Source organism: Mesorhizobium shangrilense, from assembly GCF_028826155.1.
Lineage (GTDB): Bacteria > Pseudomonadota > Alphaproteobacteria > Rhizobiales > Rhizobiaceae > Arvimicrobium > Arvimicrobium flavum.
The window spans coordinates 3540916-3560537 of sequence record NZ_JAQGPN010000001.1; the positions used below are offsets into that span (position 1 = coordinate 3540916).

19 protein-coding genes are annotated in these 19622 nt (G+C 62.9%); 11 read left to right on the forward strand and 8 right to left on the reverse strand.

Features of this window, described 5'->3' with window-relative positions; genetic code table 11:
* Positions 1-60: 60 nt before the first annotated feature.
* The 3 genes from PD284_RS17125 to PD284_RS17135 are packed head-to-tail and all read right to left on the reverse strand — an operon-like array spanning position 61 to position 2949.
* Complete coding sequence (locus PD284_RS17125) at positions 61-1068, reverse strand: bile acid:sodium symporter family protein (protein WP_274629370.1); 1008 nt, start codon at positions 1066-1068, stop codon at positions 61-63.
* Between the two features lie 15 nt (positions 1069-1083).
* Positions 1084-1791, reverse strand: coding sequence for a GntR family transcriptional regulator (locus tag PD284_RS17130; protein WP_274629371.1), 708 nt, complete (start codon positions 1789-1791; stop codon positions 1084-1086).
* A 33-nt stretch (positions 1792-1824) separates the two neighbouring features.
* Positions 1825-2949 (reverse strand): serine hydrolase domain-containing protein, encoded by a 1125-nt coding sequence (locus PD284_RS17135; RefSeq protein WP_274629372.1) that lies wholly within the window; start codon positions 2947-2949, stop codon positions 1825-1827.
* 118 nt (positions 2950-3067) lie between these two features.
* Between PD284_RS17135 and PD284_RS17140 the strand changes: the two genes are divergently transcribed.
* From PD284_RS17140 to PD284_RS17165, 6 genes are read left to right on the forward strand one after another with little or no spacing between them, the layout of a single operon-like run.
* Positions 3068-4096 carry an ABC transporter ATP-binding protein gene (locus PD284_RS17140; protein ID WP_411956276.1) on the forward strand — a complete coding sequence of 343 codons (1029 nt, stop codon included), beginning with the start codon at positions 3068-3070 and terminating at the stop codon, positions 4094-4096.
* Positions 4093-5103, forward strand: coding sequence for an ABC transporter ATP-binding protein (locus PD284_RS17145; protein ID WP_274629374.1), 1011 nt, complete (start codon positions 4093-4095; stop codon positions 5101-5103). The genes PD284_RS17140 and PD284_RS17145 overlap by 4 nt, the downstream gene beginning before the upstream one ends.
* A 13-nt stretch (positions 5104-5116) precedes the next feature.
* Positions 5117-6646, forward strand: coding sequence for a glutathione ABC transporter substrate-binding protein (locus PD284_RS17150; protein ID WP_274629375.1), 1530 nt, complete (start codon positions 5117-5119; stop codon positions 6644-6646).
* 54 nt (positions 6647-6700) lie between these two features.
* The gene (locus PD284_RS17155; RefSeq protein WP_274629376.1) at positions 6701-7621 is read left to right on the forward strand and encodes an ABC transporter permease; all 921 of its coding nucleotides are present in this window, start codon (positions 6701-6703) and stop codon (positions 7619-7621) included.
* Positions 7618-8541, forward strand: coding sequence for an ABC transporter permease (locus tag PD284_RS17160; RefSeq protein ID WP_274629377.1), 924 nt, complete (start codon positions 7618-7620; stop codon positions 8539-8541). Before PD284_RS17155 ends, PD284_RS17160 begins: the two co-directional genes overlap by 4 nt.
* 3 nt (positions 8542-8544) lie before the next feature.
* Positions 8545-9918, forward strand: a complete 1374-nt coding sequence (locus tag PD284_RS17165; protein WP_274629378.1) for a M20/M25/M40 family metallo-hydrolase — start codon at positions 8545-8547, stop codon at positions 9916-9918.
* A gap of 267 nt (positions 9919-10185) precedes the next feature.
* Here the strand turns inward: PD284_RS17165 and gstA are convergent, their stop codons facing one another.
* From gstA to PD284_RS17185, 4 genes are all read right to left on the reverse strand, one after another.
* Positions 10186-10791, reverse strand: a complete 606-nt coding sequence (gene gstA / locus PD284_RS17170; RefSeq protein ID WP_274629379.1) for a glutathione transferase GstA — start codon at positions 10789-10791, stop codon at positions 10186-10188.
* Positions 10792-10911: 120 nt separating this feature from the next.
* Complete coding sequence (gene hdaA, locus PD284_RS17175; RefSeq protein ID WP_274629380.1) at positions 10912-11619, reverse strand: DnaA regulatory inactivator HdaA; 708 nt, start codon at positions 11617-11619, stop codon at positions 10912-10914.
* On the reverse strand, positions 11616-12794 hold the full coding sequence (locus PD284_RS17180; protein ID WP_274629381.1) for an AI-2E family transporter: 1179 nt from the start codon (positions 12792-12794) through the stop codon (positions 11616-11618). Before PD284_RS17180 ends, hdaA begins: the two co-directional genes overlap by 4 nt.
* Entirely contained in the window at positions 12766-13323 is a 558-nt protein-coding gene (locus PD284_RS17185; protein WP_274629382.1) for a CDP-alcohol phosphatidyltransferase family protein, read from the reverse strand. The genes PD284_RS17180 and PD284_RS17185 overlap by 29 nt, the downstream gene beginning before the upstream one ends.
* 161 nt (positions 13324-13484) lie before the next feature.
* On the opposite strand from PD284_RS17185, the gene purM reads away from it, so the two are divergent.
* Positions 13485-14549 carry a phosphoribosylformylglycinamidine cyclo-ligase gene (purM, locus tag PD284_RS17190; RefSeq protein ID WP_274629383.1) on the forward strand — a complete coding sequence of 355 codons (1065 nt, stop codon included), beginning with the start codon at positions 13485-13487 and terminating at the stop codon, positions 14547-14549.
* Positions 14550-14551: 2 nt separating this feature from the next.
* Positions 14552-15262, forward strand: a complete 711-nt coding sequence (gene purN, locus PD284_RS17195) for a phosphoribosylglycinamide formyltransferase (RefSeq protein WP_274629384.1) — start codon at positions 14552-14554, stop codon at positions 15260-15262.
* A 40-nt stretch (positions 15263-15302) separates the two neighbouring features.
* Here purN and PD284_RS17200 read toward each other — a convergent pair whose 3' ends face one another.
* The gene (locus tag PD284_RS17200; protein WP_274629385.1) at positions 15303-17429 is read right to left on the reverse strand and encodes a molybdopterin-containing oxidoreductase family protein; all 2127 of its coding nucleotides are present in this window, start codon (positions 17427-17429) and stop codon (positions 15303-15305) included.
* A 67-nt stretch (positions 17430-17496) separates the two neighbouring features.
* Here PD284_RS17200 and PD284_RS17205 point away from each other — a divergent pair, with 67 nt between their 5' ends.
* The 3 genes from PD284_RS17205 to PD284_RS17215 all read left to right on the forward strand — a co-directional run bounded on the left by PD284_RS17205 (position 17497) and on the right by PD284_RS17215 (position 19590).
* Positions 17497-18357, forward strand: a complete 861-nt coding sequence (locus PD284_RS17205) for a 23S rRNA (adenine(2030)-N(6))-methyltransferase RlmJ (RefSeq protein WP_274630675.1) — start codon at positions 17497-17499, stop codon at positions 18355-18357.
* Between the two features lie 76 nt (positions 18358-18433).
* Positions 18434-18874, forward strand: coding sequence for a hypothetical protein (locus PD284_RS17210; protein ID WP_274629386.1), 441 nt, complete (start codon positions 18434-18436; stop codon positions 18872-18874).
* A gap of 5 nt (positions 18875-18879) precedes the next feature.
* On the forward strand, positions 18880-19590 hold the full coding sequence (locus PD284_RS17215; protein ID WP_274629387.1) for a ribonuclease T2 family protein: 711 nt from the start codon (positions 18880-18882) through the stop codon (positions 19588-19590).
* The last annotated feature ends 32 nt before the right edge of the window (positions 19591-19622 follow it).

A 19622-nucleotide genomic window follows, 5' to 3' on the forward strand; every position in this document is an offset into this window, starting at 1 on the left:
CGTCCGAATCCCGCGCCAAGTCTCGACCCGGGAATCAAACGCCTCATCGACAACGAAACCTCATGGGTTCGAATGAACCCGGACTGGATTAGGCTGTTCCGTTTTGGTCGCCCCGGCCGCCGCGTAGCGCTTCGCCAATCCAGCACAAACCATCAGCTGCAACTGATGGAAGATGATCATTGGCAGCACGATCAGGCCCAGGGCTTGTCCGGCGAAGATGATGTTCGCCATTGGCAAACCGCTGCCCATGCTCTTCTTAGAGCCGCAGAACACGATCGTGATCTCATCCTCGCGGGAGAAGCCCAGCAACCGGCTGAACGTGCGCGTCGCATAGAGCACCACGGCCAACAGGACAGCGACGATCAGGAAGATGACGAGTAGATCGAGCGCACTCAATCGGAACCATACGCCGTCTGTTATCGCATCGGAGAAGGCGAGATAGACCACGCAAAGGATTGATCCTCGTTCGACGAGACCGACCAGCTTGCGGTTGTTGCGTACCCAGCCGCCAATCCACCGCTGCGCCAGCTGCCCAAGCACGAAAGGCAGCAGCAGCTGCATCGCAATGCTCTCTACCGCGTCAGCATTCACGCCGCCTTCCGTCTTGAAGAACAGTGTTGCAAGAACGGGCGTCAGCACGACACCGAGCATGTTGGAGGAAGAAGCTGCGACAACGGCTCCGGCAACGTTTCCTCCTGCAATCGACGTGAATGCGATCGAAGACTGGATCGTGGAGGGCAGGATGCAGAGGTAGATGAAGCCCATGTAGATGGCCGGATCGATCACGCTCGGCGACAGGAGCCCAATCGGGATCGACAGCAACGGAAACATCACGAAGGTGCAGGCGAGAATCGTTAGGTGAAGCCGCCAATGCGCAAAACCTTGCAGCACCGTCTGCGGCATCAGCCGAGCACCATGGAGGAAAAACAGGAGCGCCACGCTTCCGATCGTGAAGTCCGACAGATAGTCCGCGCCCTTGCCGTGGACCGGGAGCAGCGTTGCAATCGTTGCGGTAAGAAGCAAGGCCAGGACAAGGTTGTCCGGGCGGAAGCGGGATAGTGATTTCATTCGGCAGTTATTTCCTTAGGGGATCAGCGTTCCATCGGAGGCAATCAGCTCGGATAGGCGCGTCCAAATGCTGAAAACGTGCGTGCGGAGTGCCTGGGCGGCAGCCGGCGCGTTTCGATCCTGTAGAAATTGCAGCAGCTCTTCATGCTCGCGTACGGCTGCGTCCCACGCCACGCTCGTCTGGTGGGCGAGATAACGCAGCCGATACACGCGCGCATTGAGGATACGATGATGTTCCATCAGCGTGTCGTTGCCGGAGGCGCGCACGATGGCGAGATGAATGGCCTGATTGTTGTGGAAGTAATCGAGCCGCGCCTTTCGGGCCTTGAAGGCGAGCATCTCGTAATGCAGCGCCCAAAGCTCATCCATCTGCTCCTGGGTCATCGCTTCGCAGGCAAGTTCGGCAGCGAGGCCTTCCAGCGCCGAAAGAACCTGGACGATCTGAAACACTTCGTTGCGGGTCAGAATGGAGACCCAAGCCCCGCGATTGGGGCTAAGCTCGACCAGGCCCTCCGCAGCGAGTATCTTCAGCGCTTCGCGCGTCGGGGTTCGGGAGACGTCAAGTCTCTCCGCGAGCGCGCGCTCGCGGATCGGAAAGCCGGGTTTCAGCTCGTCGCGCAAGATCATCTCACGGATCTGTTGCGTGACACGCGCGACCTTATGGCTGTCGCTTTGCTCCGGCGACGCGACCTCAGAGCCAGGAATTGCCCTTTCTTCAGCCAATGGTCTCTCCTGCTGTCGCCGCGGCTTGCTGCTTCAATCTACGATTGCGGCAGAGATCCGCCCCAGCAACTCGTCGGCATGGGCTTTTTCGACCCAGCGAATGACAACCACAAGTTCCTTGGCGTGATCTACCCAGATGATGTTGGAGCCGCCGCCAAGCGCAAAGACGCTTGCTTCGGAGGCAGACGCGTACAGCGCCTTGCCAGGATTCAACCACCACATCAGTCCATAGGTCGGCTCTGCCCTGGAGGGGGTGAGCATCGCATCGATCCAGCTCTCCGACAGCAGTTGCTGATCGTTCCAGCGCCCGCGATTGAGGATAAGTTCACCGACGCGCGCGTGGTCGCGCGCGCTGATGACGATTCCGCCACCCCAGTGGCCACCGCCGGGGACCGATTGCACTCGCTTTCCGTCTACATCGACCCAGCTTGTCTCGTAGCCGTTCCACTTCCATGTGGATGAACAGCCGAGCGGCGACATGATGTGGCGATCCAGCACCTCGGGAAGGGGCTCCTTGAAGATGCGAAGGAGGCTGAGGCCGAGCCGGTTCACCCGGACGTCATTGTATTCGAAGTGGGTCCCCGGCGTGCTCAAGGTCCGTTCGGAGCCCTTGTTCTCGTTGCCGGTGGCCGCATCAGCGCCCGCGTAGCGGTTCCAGTCGACCGAGTCCGGTCGCTCGAAGAGCTCGCCGTGCCATTCGCTGGTCTGATCCAGCAGTTGCCGCCAGGTGATCTGCGCGTTGTGCGGATCATCGAACCCGCCGTCCTTCACCCTCTCGCCGACGCGTTCATCGATGGAGGAGATCAGGCCTTTTTCCACCGCGATGCCGGTCAGAATAGCCAGATAGCTCTTGGCAATACTGAAGGTCATGTCGTTGTGGCGGGTGTTGCCCCACTCGGCAACGAGCGCGCCGCGGCGCAGCACGATCCCATTTGCCCCGCCGCGCGGCACGACGGGTCCCATCGGCTGATTGTACGGCGGCTTGTCGTTGACGAATGCCGAGCCGACGAAAATTCCGTCGACGTACATGTCGCGCGGCCATGTGGTTTCATGCGTTTCGGCGAAGGCGACGGCTTCTGCAAGCCGAACAGAATCAAATCCGGCTTCCTGCGGAAGGACGTTCTGCCACTGGGGAAAGCCACTGAATTCTGCGGTCACGATCCACCCTTTCCCATCCTCTGGTTGCCATTGCGGCAAACCCGGCATTTTTATGGTTGCATTGCCTTCATTTGGTATGCAATCTAGTTTTGTTCGTCAACTAACCGATCCTGAAAAAATGGAAGCAACTCCCAACCCTGTTCTTTCTGTGCGCGATCTCGTCGTTCACCTGCGCAGCGGCGACGGACCCGTACGCGCTGTGGACGGAGTCAGCTTTGAAATCCGTCCGGGTGAAACGGTCGGTCTGGTGGGAGAATCCGGCAGCGGAAAAAGCATCACTGCGCTTTCCATTCTCTCGCTTATCCCTAGGAATAATATAGGTTTTCGATCTGGAAGCGTGCTCTTCGAAGGCACCGACCTCAATACCATGTCGGACCGCGACGTGCGGTCTGTTCGCGGCAACAGGATCGGGATGATCTTCCAGGAGCCAATGACCTCGCTCAATCCGGTACTCACCATTGGACGGCAGATCGGTGAATCACTCGTTCGCCATCGCGGTCTGTCGGATCGTGAGGCTGAGCTGGACGCGATTCAGCTTTTGGATCGAGTTGGCATACCATCTGCAAAGGCCCGCGTTCGCGAGTACCCGCATCAGCTGTCAGGCGGAATGCGGCAGCGCGCGATGATCGCAATCGCCATTGCGTGCAAGCCGAAGCTTCTGATCGCCGATGAGCCGACGACCGCACTCGATGTGACGATCCAGGCTCAAATCCTCGAACTGATCGATGAACTGAAGCGTGAGCTCGACATGGGCGTTCTGATGATCACGCACAATTTCGGCGTCGTCGCCCAGACGGCTGATCGCACCGCCGTCATGTATGCCGGACGCATTGTGGAGCAGGCCGACACGGTCAGTCTCTTTGACGGGCCGGCGCATCCTTATACGGCAGGTCTGCTCGCGGCGATGCCCAGGTTGGGGGCCAAAGCTGCCTCGGGCCGCCATAAGCTCAGGGAGATTCCCGGGATTGTTCCGCGCCTGACCGTGGAACGCCAGCACTGCGCATTCGCGGCGCGGTGCAGCCACCGCGTTGAGGCGTGCCTGAGCAGTCAGCCTTCGATTTCGGTCACTGAAGCCGGCCATCAGGTCCGATGCTTTGTGCCGCAAGCACGCTTGGGGCAGGAACTTGCAATGGAGACCGGCTCGTGACGACCGAGGAACCGCTTCTCAAGGTTCGCGGATTGACCAAGCATTTCATCGTGCGCGGTGGATTGCTTGGCCGCGAGGTTGGCCGTGTGCGCGCGGTCGATGGTCTGGATATCGAGGTTTCGCGCGGGCGCACGCTCGGCCTTGTCGGTGAAAGTGGTTGCGGCAAATCTACGGCTGGCCGTCTCATCCTGCGGCTGATCGAACCGGACGCCGGTCAGGTTCAGTTTGAAGGCCGCGACCTCCAGGCAAATTCCGCCGGCGAGATGCGCAAGCTCCGCCGCGACATGCAGTTCGTGTTCCAGGATCCGTTCGCTTCGCTCAACCCGCGCATGACCGTCGGCGAGATCATCGAGGAAGCACTGATCGTGCACGGCCTCGGCACAGCAGAACACCGCCGCGAGAAAATCGCTACGACGTTGCGGAGCGTTGGCTTGCGGCCTGAGATGATGGACCGCTATCCGCATGAGTTTTCAGGCGGGCAACGTCAGCGCATCGGCATTGCCCGCGCCCTCGTGCTTGAGCCGAAACTGATCATCGCCGATGAGCCGCTTTCCGCGCTGGATGTCTCAGTCCAGGCAAGCGTCATGAACCTGATGCAGGACATCCAGGACCGGTTCGGCATTGCGTTCATCCTGATCGCGCATGACCTTGCTGCAGTGGAGCATCTGAGCGATGACGTCGCGGTCATGTATCTCGGCAGGGTCGTGGAAATCGCCAGCGCCGAATCCATCTACGCAGACCCCAAGCATCCTTATACCCGCATCCTGCTGGCGTCCGTTCCCTCGCTCGACCCCCGTGCACCGCGCAACTGGAGCAGGATCGAGGGCGAAATACCAAGCCCGATGCGGCCGCCGAGCGGTTGCCCGTTCCATACGCGGTGTCCGGCGCGCATGGATGTCTGCAGCCACAAGCGGCCTGCCCTTCAGACGCTGCCCGATGGCGGCCGGGTGGCGTGTCATCTCTATGGTGAGACGGACACAGAAGCCGTTCGCAATCTTCAACATTAGCAGGGGGATCCAAATGCTAAGACTGCTTACCAGACGTCTATTTCTGACTGCATTCGCAGCCAGTGCAACCATGCTGGCGGCTTCGACCATACCGTCGGCGGCACAGACTTCAGTGCTGCGCTACGCCACCGGTACTGATGCGCAGACACTTGATCCGCAATTCGTGACCGACATTCCGACGTCGCGGGTCGTCATGCAGCTTCATGAAACCCTGGTCTATCCAAACGCGGAAGGCGATATCCAGCCGGTGCTGGCCGAAAGCTGGACCGTGAGCGAGGACAATCTGTCCTGGACGTTCAAGCTGCGCGAGGGTGTGACGTTCCACGACGGCACTCCATTCAACGCCGATGCCGTCAAGTTCACGTTCGACCGCATTCTGGCCGAGGCAACAGGCTCTCCCCGCAAGAGTTCGGCAGCTGCCATCGACACGGTGGAGGTGGTTGACGAGCACACCGTCACCATCAAGACCAAGGCGCCGTTCGCTCCGCTTCTGGCGCAGCTGTCCGCATACAATCTCTCGATTATCAGCCCCAAGAGCGGCACGGCGATCAAGAGCGATTACAGCAAGGCGCCGGCCGGGACCGGCCCGTTCAGGCTCGGCGACTGGACACCCGGCGAAAAGCTGACGGTCATTCGCAATGAAGACTACTGGGGCGAAAAGGCCAAGCTCGACGAAGTCCGTTTCACGGTTGTCCCGGAAGACAGCGCGCGCGTGCTGATGCTGCTTTCGGGTGAAGTGGATATGGTGTCGAACATCCCGCCTGTGATGGTTGACCGTCTTCAGGGTGCACCGGGCGTCCAGGTCGTTGAGAAGACCGGCGTGCGCACGATCTATGTTGCCTTCAATCTTGCAATGAAGCCGTTTGATGATCTTCGCGTCCGTCAGGCAATGGCTCACGCGATCAACACCGAAGCCTTGCTCAAGGGCGTCATGAACAATCTCGGCACACCGGGTGGCGGATTGGAATCCGTCGTGATTCCTGGTTCCGCGGCTATCGATCCCTATCCGTACGATCCCGAGCGCGCCCGCGCGCTTCTCGCTGAAGCAGGCCTGTCCGACGGTTTCTCGGTGGATTTCTATCTGCCGACCGGTCGCTACATCAACGACCGTCAGCTTGGCGAAGCCATTCAGGCCCAGCTTGCCGAAGTGGGCATCACGGCCAACCTCCAGGCGCCGGAGTTCGGTACTTACCTTTCGATGCTGGAGGCGAAAGACAAGATCCCGATGTTCCTGCTGGGCAAGGGCAGCCCGACAGGTGATCCTGACTTCACGCTCACCATCAATGTGGGCTCCGAGGGCACCGGCAACTATGGCAACTATCACAACAAGACCATCGACGATCTGCTTCTGAAGCAGCGCGGCACGGTCGATGTCGAGCAGCGCCGCGCGATGCTGCGCGAGATTATCCAGACCGCCTATGATGACGTGCCGTGGATTGTTCTTTTCTACGAGAACCAGATTTTCGGCCAGCGCGAGAACGTTTCAGGCGTCGCGGTTCTCCCCAACGAGAACCTTCGCTTCGTCACCGCCACGGTGAACTGACCACTCCCTTGGCCGGGCGCCCTGCCCGGCCGCCTCCCCTTTCCGAGAAGTGCCATGGCCACCTTTCTTGCGCGGCGCCTGCTTCAGGTCATTCCCGTTATCATCGGCGTATCGATCGCCGTTTTCCTGATGCTACATCTCATCCCAGGCGACCCGGCCCGGCTTGTCGCCGGCATGGACGCCACGGCTGAAGATCTGGAGAATGTGAGGCGGGCGCTCGGTCTGGATCAGCCGCTTCCGGTCCAGTACGTCAATTTTGTGGGCCGCGCCCTTCTTGGTGATTTCGGTGAAAGCTTCCGCACCGGCCGCGCGGTTCTGGACGAGATCGGCTTCCGCTATTGGAACACGATGCTTCTCGGCTTTTGCGCCATCGTGTTCGGTACCCTGCTCGGCGTTTTCACGGGGGTCGTCACCGCCGTCTACCGCAACAGCTGGATAGACAGTTCAGTGCTGGCGGTTTCTCTGCTGGGAATTTCCATACCGCCGTTTTTCCTGGGCCTTGTGCTGATGCTGGTGTTTTCGGTCTGGCTGGGCTGGCTTCCGCTCACCGGCATGGAGGGCTGGCAGCACGTCATCTTGCCGGCTGCCACGCTTGGCATCCCGAACGCAGCCATCATCTCGCGGATCACCCGTTCAAGCCTCGTGGAAGTCCTGAGCCAGGACTACGTGCGTACTGCGCGCGCCAAGGGGCTCGCCGAGATCGTTGTCATCATACGTCACGCCGTGCGCAATGGGATGATCCCGGTCGTCACCGTTGCCGGGCTGCAGATGGGCTATCTCCTCGGCGGTGCGGTGGTCACGGAAACCGTATTCGCCTGGCCGGGCATTGGTCGTCTGATCGTTCAGTCGATCGGTGCGCGCGACTTTCCGGTTGTGCAGGCGTCCGTTCTGCTGCTGGCGCTCACCTTCGTCGTCATCAACCTCCTGACGGACCTTCTCTACCGATTGCTCGATCCGCGGATTAAGTTGCAATGACCACCGACGTGCTTTCCATGACACGCCAGCCCGTACCACTCCCGCCCGAGCTGGCAGATGACGACGTGCCGGCGCGTCGCCCCCGCTGGAGTCGCGTTTTGCGCCAGATGCGCAAATCGAGACTTGCGTTGCCGGGCGGCGCCATCGTGCTGGCTTTCGTCATTCTGGCAATTCTTGCGCCGTGGATCGCGCCGCATGATCCCTATCGCAACGACCTCATGCTGATGCTTCAGCCGCCAACCTGGACCCATCCGTTCGGGACCGACGAGCTTGGACGCGATATCCTTTCACGCGTCCTTCATGGCGGCCGCCTGTCCATCCTTGAAGGCTTGTTTGCCGTGGGGCTTGCGATGAGCGTGGGCGTGCCCGTCGGAATGATTTCCGGTTATGTCGGTGGCAAGACCGATACGATCATCATGCGCCTGATCGACATCATGCTGGCATTTCCCGGCGTGCTGCTGGCCATCGTCATCGTCTCTATTCTTGGCCCCAGCCTCGTCAACGCGATGATCGCCGTTGCGGTCTACACCATCCCGATTTTCGCCCGTCTTGCCCGTGGTTCTACGTTGTCGGTCAAGGAGGAGCCCTACATCGAGGCCTGCCGGGCTGCCGGCATGGGGCATTTCCGTATTCTTGCCAAGCACATCTTCCCCAATATCGCCAACACGCTTTGGGTCATGGCGGCCCTGCGCGTCGCCCTGGCGATCCTCACAGCGTCGAGCCTTTCATTCCTTGGTCTGGGCGCGCAGGCGCCTTCTCCGGAATGGGGGGCGATGCTGGCCAATGGCCGCAACTACATGCTGATCGCACCGCATGTGGTCATCTTCCCGGGCGCAGCCATCGTACTGCTGGTGCTCGGCATTAACCTGTTCCAGGACGGCCTTCGGCTGGCTCTGGATCCTAAAATGGCAGAGCGTTAGAAAATGACTGATATTGAAGCCCGCCTCGACGCCTATATCGAGGAACACCGCGAACGCTTTCTTGAAGAGCTTTTCGTGTTTCTTCGCCAGCCGAGCATTTCGACGCGGGACGAGGGCATGGGCGAATGTGCGGAAATGCTCGCCGGCCTGATGCGCGATGTCGGCATCGAGACGCGCATCATCGAAACGCCGCGCCACCCGATCGTCTATGGCGAGATCTTCAAGGACGCCAATGCGCCTACGGTGCTGGTCTATGGCCACTATGACGTGCAGCCGCCAGAGCCGCTCGACCTGTGGACCTCGCCGCCCTTCGAGCCGGAAATCCGCAACGGCAAGATCTACGGACGAGGCACGTCTGACAACAAGGCGCAGATTTTCGTCTACGTGAAGACGATGGAAGCGCTTCGCGCAGTCACCGGCGACGTTCCGCTCAACATCAAGTTCATCTATGAGGGCGAGGAGGAAATCGGCAGTCCGAACCTCGAACCATTCATTCGCGAGAACAAGGAGATGCTGAAGGCCGATCTCGCCTACTTCTCCGACAGCCACATTCACGAGTCCGGCCGCCCCATCGTGATCCTCGGACTGAAGGGGATGCTCTATGTCGAGTTGACCGCGCGTGGCGCCAGCACCGATCAGCACTCCATGCGCGCGACGGGCGTGCCGAATGCTGCCTGGAAGCTGACCTGGGCGCTGAACACTCTCAAGGCGCCTGACAACAAGGTTGCAATACCTGGCTTCTATGATGATGTCCGGCCGCTCACGAACCTGGAGCGCGACACCGTTGCGCAGATCCCGGTCGACGAGAAAGAACTCCTCACCTATTTCGGCATTGACCGTTTCCTACCTGGCCGTGTTCAGGACGGTTACTATTACAACCTTGTTGCCGAGCCCACCTGCAACATTGCCGGCCTGGACAGCGGATATACCGGACCGGGCAGCAAGACGGTTCTTCCGTCGGTCGCTCGCGCTAAGATTGACATGCGCCTTGTGCCCGACCAGCGCCCTGAAGACATCATGAAAAAGCTGAGGGCGCATCTGGACGCGGAAGGCTATGCCGACATCGAGATCGAGGAATTCAACCACCTGATCCCGTCACGCACGCCAATCGACAATCCGGCGCTTCCGGTCATCGTCGGGGCGCTCCGCGACAGTTACGGCAAGGAGCCCATCGTGTTCCCGAACATCGGCGGCGCCGGTCCAAACTATGTCTTCACGGACATTCTGGAGCAGCCGTGCTTTGTCGTGCCGCATGCGACCCACGATCAAGCCAACCACGCACCCGATGAAAGCATGGATCTCGAGGGCTTCTTCAACGGCATCCGCACCGGGGTGCGCATCTTCCCCCGCCTTGCGACTGCATTGGTCCGGAACTAAGCGCTCTGATTTCAAGGGGCTGTCACCGACAGCCCCTTGACCAAGAATTTTTCGACGAGGTGAAAGATCACTTCCGCCTCAGTCGAACGGTCACCTGGATCTCGACTGCACCTTGCAGGGCTACATGGTGATCGTGGGATGCAATGAACCGCGCCGGGTCTGCCGGATTGACTCTAGAATGGCGCGAGTGACGGAAGCTCGAACCCCCGGTCTCCGTGTGACAAGTCGGCGCCCCAGAACTCCGGGGCGCCGGACCAGAATTCGCGGTCAGGCCAGCCCTTCGGCCTTCAGTGCCTGGACCACGGCCGGCCGTGCGGCGACCGTCGCCATGAAGCGCTGCACGTTGGCGAACGGCGAAAGGTCGACGGCGGCGAATTTCGTCCAGCCCAGAACCGTCCACAGATAGGCGTCGGCCGCGGTCAGCGTATCGCCGGTGAGGAACGTCTTGCCGTCCAGGTTCGCATCGACATGCTTGAGACGCCGCTCGAGATGCTCGCGGTTCGCCGCCTTGGTCTCCTCCGGGGTTCCCGGCTTGAAGAAGACGCCGAGGCTCTTGTGCAACTCGGTGGCGACGAAGCTCAGCCATTGCTGCACGCGGTAGCGCGCCATGCTGCCCGCCGGGGGCATGAGGCCGGTATCCGGCTTCCGGTCGGCGAGGTACTGCACGACCACCGACGCCTCGGTCAGCATGTCGCCGTCCTCCAGAATCAGCGCGGGCACGTAGCCGTTCGGATTGGCGTCCAGGAAGTTTTCGCCGTCCTCGGTCGTCTTGGCCTTGCCGTCGACCTTGCGAAGCTCGAGCGGGATGCCTGCTTCATTGGCGACGATATGGGGGGCGAGCGAGCACGCGCCCGGCATGTAGTACAGTTTCATTCGCAGAATGCTCCGATATGTGGACAGCCGTCCCCTGCCACGTGCGCGCAGCGGTTTCAAACCCTCAAACGATGAACACAGCGTGCTGCCGGCGTGCCGGACGGCCCTCAGTCCAGCCAATCAGGGCGCGAGCGGCTCCGCCTCCGCATCACGTCCGCCGATCACCTCCGCCGCCAGCGCCCGGCTGATGCGCGACTTGGTTTCCAGAGCCGTGCGATCGATCGCGCCGACGACGTCGATGGCCGCCGACAGCGACCGTTCGATTCGCCGGACGATGAACTGGACGACGTGCGGCTCCACCTCGATCTGGCGGTCGGCGAAGAGTTTTGTGACGACGCCGGAAAGCAGCGCGTCGTCGGGTTCGCCGATCTCCACCGTCGCCGCCGTCTTCAGCCGCGAGGTCAGGTCGGGCAGCGTCAGCCCCCAGGCGCCGGGGAAGCGTCGCGAGGTGAGCAGCAGATGGGTGCCCGCCTGGCGCGCGGCATTGATGAGGTGGAACAGGCCCGCTTCGTCGATGGGCGCCGAATCCACGGCGTCGATGAGCACGGCGCCCTTCGCAGCAGCTTCGACCGCCTCCGACAGGGCTTGCGGGCCCACCGCCGTCGCGCCGCTCATCTCCCGCCAGATCGACGCGATGTGCGATTTGCCCGAACCGGTCGGGCCGGCAAGGACGGTGACGGCGGAAGGCCAGTCGGGCCAGCGGTCGATCAAGGCGACCGCCTCCGCGTTCGCGGCCGAGACGATCAGGTCGTCGCGCGACAGCGCCGGCGCATGGCCGAGTTCCAGCGGCAGCTGTCGCGGAGGCGGAGTATCTCGGAGTGCGGTCACGATGCGTTGTCCCGCTTCTTTTCCGCGTCCGCTTCAGCGTAGGCGGGAAGCGGCACTGCCTCTCCGTCGTGGCCCCGATAGAGGGGCGACGCAAGATAGCGCGAGATCGCGAAGCGCACCACGACCGCGATCGCCGCCGCCGCCGGCACCGCGACCAGAAGGCCGACAAAACCGAACAGCGCGCCGAAGGCGAAAAGCGCGAACATCAGCCAGACCGGATGCAGGCCGACGCTCTTGCCGACGAGGCGCGGCTGCAGGATGTTGCCCTCGATGAACTGGCCGAGGAAGAAGACGCCCGCCGTCGCCGCGATCCACACCCAGTCCGGCCAGAACTGCACGACGGCGACGCCCATCGACAGCAGCAGGCCGACGAGCGACCCGACATACGGAATGAAGCTGATCAGTCCGGCGAACAGGCCTATGAGGATGCCGAAATTCAACCCGATAACCGTCAGGCCGATGGCGTACATGATCCCCAGGATGAGGCACAGCGTGCCCTGCCCGCGCACGAAGCCGGCCGTCGCCGAATTGATGTCGGCCGCAATCTCGCGGACAGTCTCGACATGGTCCCTCGGCACCCAGCTGTCGACCACGTCGACCATGCGATCCCAGTCCAGAAGCATGTAGAAGGCCACGACCGGCGTCACCACGAACAGGCCGACGATGCCGAACAGCGCAACGCCCGAACTCCAGATCGACTGGAAGATGGTGGTGACGAATCCGGCCGCCGAACCCAGCAGCGAGTTGAGCCCCTCCTTGAGTTCGTCCGGCTGCACGCCAAAACGGCGTTCCAGCCACTCTGGATCGAAGCTGGTGATGAGTTGCTGCAGCTTGCTGAGATATTCGGGCACGCGCGCGGTGAAATCGGCGAGCTGCGACGCCAGCACCGGAATCACGATCATCAGCGCGAGCGCCAGCAGCACGACAAAGGTGAACAATATGATGACCGTCGCCATCACGCGCGACAGGCCGACGCGCTGCAGCCGATCGGCGACGGGGTCGAGGAAGTAGGCGAGCGCCATGCCGGCCACGAAAGGCAGCAGCACATCGCTGAACACGTACAGGAACAGGCCGAAGACGACCGTTATGATCAGCCAGAATCGGATCCTCTGGCGGAACACCGTCGCGGCTGCGGCTTCGGCCGCATCATGTGGGGTTGGTCTGGTCGTCGCCATGTCCGCTCATGTGCCTCAGCCAGCCGACGAGATAGGCCGCAGCCGAACCGACGGTCAAGAGCCCGGACACCACTATGAGGATGTCGCGCAGCGGACCGAACGTCATCGAGAAGGCCAGCTCGCCGAGCACAAGCGCCGCCAGCACGATTTGCGTGGCCGTATTGGCCTTGGACACCATCAGCGGCTTCATGGCGACGGGGCGCGCCATGATCGTGGAGAGAAGGACGCCGCCGACTATCAGGGCATCGCGGGATACAGCCACGATGACCAGCCAGAGCGGCAACTCGCCCATATAGCCGAGCACCACGAAGACGCTGACCAGGAGCAGCTTGTCGGCCATCGGATCGAGGTAGGCGCCGAGTTCCGTCTTCTGATTGAAATGACGTGCGATGAAGCCGTCGACGGCGTCCGAAATGCCCGCAACGAGGAAGCCCGCGAGCGCCCAGTCCATGCGATGCGACAGCAATGCGAAGACCACACCCGGCACCAGGAAGAAGCGCATGAGCGTGATCAGTGTGGCGACGGTCAATTCCTGAGGTCCTTCCAGCTTCTCCGTTCGATAGGGTCGCGCTCCCGGCGGCGCAAGCTGTATGATATGGGCCGCGGCCCGCCGCCTGCAAGGTACGCGGACGCTTGCGACGCCGCGGCGATCATGCGAAGAGCCGGCACCGACACCGAAACGGGACAACGATGCGCGACACGAAGAACGGCCTGACTTATGCCGCGGCAGGCGTCGACATCGACGCGGGCAACCGCCTCGTCGACAAGATCAAGCCGCTGGTGCGCGCGACGCGCCGCCCCGGCGCTGATGGCGAGATCGGCGGTTTCGGCGGACTGTTCGACCTCAAGGCCGCGGGTTTCACCGACCCCATCCTGGTCGCGGCGAACGACGGCGTCGGCACCAAGCTGGTGATCGCCATCGAATCCGGCAGGCATGACACCATCGGGATCGACCTCGTCGCAATGTGCGTCAACGATCTCGTGGTGCAGGGCGCCGAGCCCCTGCTCTTCCTGGACTATTTTGCCACCGGCAAGCTGGACCCTGACCAGGGCGCGGCCATCGTCGGCGGCATCGCCGAAGGCTGCCGGCAGGCGGGCTGCGCGCTCATCGGCGGCGAGACGGCCGAAATGCCGGGGCTCTATCGCGACGGCGACTACGACCTCGCGGGCTTCGCAGTCGGCGCGGCCGAGCGCGGCCAGCTGCTGCCCACCGACGACATCGTCGAGGGCGACGTGCTGCTCGGCCTCGCGTCCTCGGGGCTGCATTCGAACGGCTTCTCCCTGGTTCGCAAGATCGTCGAGGTGTCCGGACTTGGCTGGCAGGACAAGGCGCCTTTCGCGCCGGACATGACGCTCGCCGAGACGCTGCTTGAGCCGACGCGCATCTATGTGAAGTCGGTGCTGAAGGCGATCCGGAACACGCATGGCATCAAGGCGCTGGCGCACATCACCGGCGGCGGCTTCCCCGAGAACATCCCGCGCGTGCTGCCCAAGGATTTCGCCGCCGAGCTCGATCTCGGCTCGATCGACGTGCCGCCGGTCTTCTCGTGGCTCGCAGCAACCGGCGGCGTCGCCCCGGAAGAGATGATGCGCACCTTCAACTGCGGTATCGGCATGATGATCGTGGTCGCGGGCGGTCAGGCGGCGCAGGTCGCCGCCGTCCTGCAAGAGGCCGGCGAGACGGTGACGCCGATCGGCCGCATCGTGCCTCGGCGCGACACAGGCGTCATCTATCGCGGAACGATCGGGCTGTAGTGATGATCCAGCGCAAACGCACCGCAATCCTGATTTCGGGGCGCGGCTCGAACATGACGGCGCTGATCGACGCCGCCGCCGAACGGGATTTCCCGGCCGACATCGTCACCGTCATCTCGGACAAGCCGGAGGCCCAGGGGCTTGTCCTGGCAAGGGCACGGGGCATTTCGACCAGCGTCTTCGAACGCAAGGATTTCGACAACAAGGACGCACATGACGCAGCAATCGACGCCGCCCTGCGCTCCGCGGACATCGAGATCGTCTGCCTTGCCGGATACATGCGTCTGCTGACGGCCGGCTTCGTTGACAAATGGCGGGGCCGGATGATCAACATCCATCCTTCGCTCTTGCCCCTCTTCAAGGGCCTCGACACGCATCGCCGGGCGCTCGATGCCGGAATGCGCCTGCATGGCTGCACGGTGCATTTCGTGACGCCGGAAACCGACGACGGCCCGATCATTGCGCAGGCGGCCGTGCCCGTGCTGGCGGCCGACACCGAAACAGCCTTGATTGCGCGCGTGCTGAGGGCCGAACACACGATCTATCCGATGGCGCTGAGGATGCTGGCGGAGGGCAAAGTCCGCATGGACGGCGCGGTTGCCCTGTTCTCCGAGGACATGCGCCGCGCGACCGACGCGGATGGGATCGTGATCTCGCCGCCCAGACTTTCCGGCCCGGTGGATCTCGAGCAACTGGCGAGAATTACGCCGTAGCGGCTGCGTCGTTTCGTTCACGTGATCTGACTGCGCGTCTCTAAGCCGCCCGCACCCACACCTTGTTGTCATGCACGGCAGCGCCACCATAGGGCGCCGGCGCGTCGGCGCCGGTGAGGACGTTGATGCCTTCGCCGCGCTCGTGCGCGCTGTTGGGCCAGATGCCTTCGGCTATGACGACGCCGCGCTTCACGCCATCGAAAAACTTCGCGTGCAGCACCACCTCGCCCCGGAGATTGCCGACCTCGACGCGATCGCCATCGCCGACCGAAAGCGCCGCCGCGTCGTCCGGATGGATGAGCAGTTCCGGCCGGCCCTCGCGGGCCTTCGACGTGGGCGTCTCCGCGAAGGATGAGTTGAGGTAGGAGCGCGCCGGTGACGTCGCCAGCCGAAACGGGTGCTCGGCGTCCGCCACCTCGATCAGGTCCACGTGGTCCGGGAACTCCGGCAGACGTTGATACGGTCCGAAGATGCCCATGCTTCTTGGCGGGCGGTTGGCGGCGGCCTGGCCGGTCCAGTCGGGCCTGAAGCGGAATTTTCCGTCGGCATGTCCAAATCCGTTGAGGAAATGCGCGTCCTCGAATTCGGGCTGCAGATCGGCCCAGCGCTGCTCTTTGAAGGTGTCGAACGTGCCGAGCCCCTTCTTGTCGAGCATCACGTCGATGTGCTCGCGCTCGGTCATTCTGAAGCCCGGCCGGTCGGCGACACCCAATCGCTTCGCAAGCTCCTCGATGACGTAGTGGTTGGTGCGCGGACCTTCGGGCGGGTCGATCAGCTTCGGGCCAAGCGTGACGTGTTGGTTGCCGCCGCCCTTGTAGATGTCGTCATGCTCCAGGAACATGGTCGCCGGCAGCACGACGTCGGCCAGTTTCGCCGTGTCGGTCATGAACTGCTCGTGCACGCAGGTAAACAGGTTTTCGCGCCTAAAACCCTCGACCACCAGCCGCTGCTCCGGCGCGACATTGGCCGGATTGGTGTTCTGGATCAGCATCGCCGTGACCGGCGGGCCGCCGAACAGCGCGTCCTCGTGTCCCATCAACACCGGGCCGATGCGCGAATGGTCGAGGTAGCGCACGCTCGGGTCGCGCATCCGCGTGCCTTCCAGCAGCTCCGTGTTGAACTTGAGGATGCCCGAATTGGAGTGGAACGCGCCGCCGCCCTCGTACTGCCAGCAGCCCGTTACGGTGGCGACCGACAGGGCGGCATGCATGTTGATGGAGCCGTTGCGCTGACGGGCGAAGCCATAGCCCAGCCGGAAGAAGGTCCGTCTCGTCGTCCCGATCAGCCGCGCGAAGGCCTCGATCTCCTCGACCGACAGGCCGGTGATCGCGGCGGCCCATTCCGGCGTACGCGTCCTGAGATGTTCTTCCAGCCCGGCCGGATCGTCGGAGTACTTTTCCAGATAGGCGCGGTCCGCGAGGTCTTCGCGGAACAGCACATGCATGACCGCGCAGGCCAGTGCGCCATCCGTGCCTGGCTTCAGGATCAGGCCCATGTCGGCCTGCTTCATGGTCGCATTGTCGTAGATGTCGATGACGACGATCTTGGCGCCGCGTTCCTTGCGGGCCTTCACCGCATGGGTCATCACATTGACCTGGGTGACGACCGCATTGGTGCCCCAGATGACCACGCAGTCCGACTTCGCCATCTCGCGGGGATCCGCGCCGGCCAGCTTGCCTGCGCCCATCATCCAGCCGGTCCAGGCAAGGTTGGTGCAGATCGAGCCGAAGAAGCCGGAATACTTCTTGGCGTGGCGCAACCGCTCGATGCCGTCGCGCTGCACCAGGCCCATCGTGCCGGCATAGAAATACGGCCATACGGTCTCGCTGCCGTACCTTTCCTCCGCGGCGATGAATTTTTCCGCGACGAGGTCCAGCGCTGCGTCCCAGCTTGCCTCCCTCCAGACCTCCTCGCCCTTGCCGCCGGCGCGCACCAGAGGCTTCAGCAACCGGTCGGGGTGGTGAACGCGCTCGGCATAGCGCGCCACCTTGGCGCAGATGACGCCAGCCGTGTACGAATTGCCCTTCGCGCCGTGGACGCGGCCGATCGTCCTCTCATCCAGCAGTTCGACATCGAGCGCGCATGTCGAGGGACAGTCATGCGGACAGGCCGAATGACCGATCCGAACTTTTGAAGGCTGGCCGGCGATCTTCGCGTGCTGGTTCATGGCTGCCAATCTAGCGGCTTTGGCTCACTCCGTGTAGAGCCAGATCGGACACGGCCAATTGCACACCATGAATTATCGTCACATCTATCATGCCGGAAACTTCGCGGACGTGGTCAAGCACGCAGTGCTCGCCCGCGTCATCGAGTATCTCAAGAAGAAGGATGCCGCATTCCGCGTCGTCGATACGCATGCGGGGCGGGGCGGCTACGATCTCTCGTCGGAGCAAGCCCAGAAGACCGGTGAATGGCGCGACGGCATCGGCCGCCTGATGGAAGCCAAACTACCCGCCACGGCCGCCGCCCTGCTCGCGTCCTATCTAGATGCAGTTCGGGCGGCCAATCCCGACGGCGGGGTCACCCGCTATCCGGGCTCTCCGGCGATCGCGCGCCATCTCCTGCGCCGGCAGGATCGCCTCTCCGCGATCGAACTGCATCCCGAGGACGCCGCCGCCCTGGCCGAGCGATTCGCCGGCGACGTCCAGACGCGGGTCAACCACCTGGACGGCTGGCTGGCGCTCGGCGCCCATGTGCCACCGAAGGAGAAGCGCGGCCTCGTCCTCATCGACCCGCCTTTCGAGGAGGCCGGGGAGTTCGACCGCATGATCGACGGTCTAGCCAAGGCGTACCGCCGCTGGCCGGGCGGCATCTATCTGTTCTGGTATCCGATCAAGGACCGGCGCGCCGTCAACGCCTTCCGCAGCGGCCTGAAGGAAAGCGGCATCCCGAAAATCACCGACATCGCCTTCGAGATCCGGCCGCCCTCTTCCGAGCCGCGCCTCGACGGTTGTGGCATCGCCGCCGTCAACCTGCCCTATGGCGTCGACCACGAACTGAATGCGATTCTGTCGGCTCTCAAGCCCGTGCTCGGCGAGGCCTCACGCGCCCGGTTCGCCATCAACGCGTTAACCGGCGAAAACAGCTCCGCTTGACCAGTTTCGCGCAAGCTCGCAAAGTGCACACTATGCAGTGAATCGGCCCGATCCGCGGCCAGTTTGGAGGACTCTGATGAGCCGCCTTGCTTCACTCATCGTCGCAGCGTGCGTCGCCGGCTGTTTCGCCGGAGCGCCACGCCCGGCTCTTTCCGCCGACGTACCGGTCGTCACTCACTATGGCGATACCGGGCCGTGCGCTGACGCCAGGGTTCTGGGCCGCATCACCAACAAGTTCCGCTACCAGGTGCGCCATGTGCCCCATCTGCCGGACGTCGCAATCGTCGAATTCCGCGGAATCCATCAGCATCGCTACGAGCCGCGCACCGAAGAGTGGCCTATCGGCCGTCGTTATTGCGGCGCCACGGCGATGCTGTCGAACGGGCACGATCGCACCATCTGGTATCTGATCGAGGAAGGCATGGGCATTATCGGCATTGGCAACAATGTCGAGTTCTGCGTTTCCGGCTTCGACCGCTGGTACGTCTACAACGGCCACTGCCGCGTGCTGTGGTAGGCTTCTTGCGCCGCCGGGCGAGCCCGGCGCGCCGCTTCGCCCTTGCGGCGCTTTCCGGCGCCGCGCTTCTCCTGGCTGCGTGCGATTCCTCGGGCGAGACGCAGACGCCGATCGCCAAGGGACAGACCGCGCTTCCCACCGGCTCAGGCTTCGACTTCTACGTTCTCGCGCTGTCGTGGTCGCCGAGCTACTGCGAGGCCGAGGGCGAGGACGCCAACCGGCAGCAATGCAAGGCCGACCGGCCCTACGCCTTCATCGTACACGGTCTCTGGCCGCAGTTCGAACACGGCTACCCCCAGGACTGCCCGGTCGTCGAGACCGAGGTGCCGAGGCAGGCGCTGCGCACGCTCTACGACATCATGCCCTCCGCCGGGTTGATCCGTCATCAGTGGCGCAAGCATGGCAGTTGCTCCGGCCTTTCCCAGACCGACTACTTCGCCGTGCTGCGGAAGGCGCGCCAGGCGGTGACGGTGCCCGGCGAGTTTGCAGGGCTGAATGACTACCGAACCGTCGCGCCCGACAACGTGGAGCGGAGCTTCCTTCAGTCCAATGCCGGGCTGCCGGGTGACGGCATCGCCGTCACCTGCGACAAACACTATCTGCGCGAGATCCGCATCTGCCTGAGCAAGGATCTGGAGTTCCGGTCCTGCCCGGAGGTCGACAGCCGCTCCTGCCGGCTGTCAACCACCGTCATGCCGCCGGTGCGTGGAGGATGATTTCCGTGCAGTCGGCCATTGCCCGCGGCAGC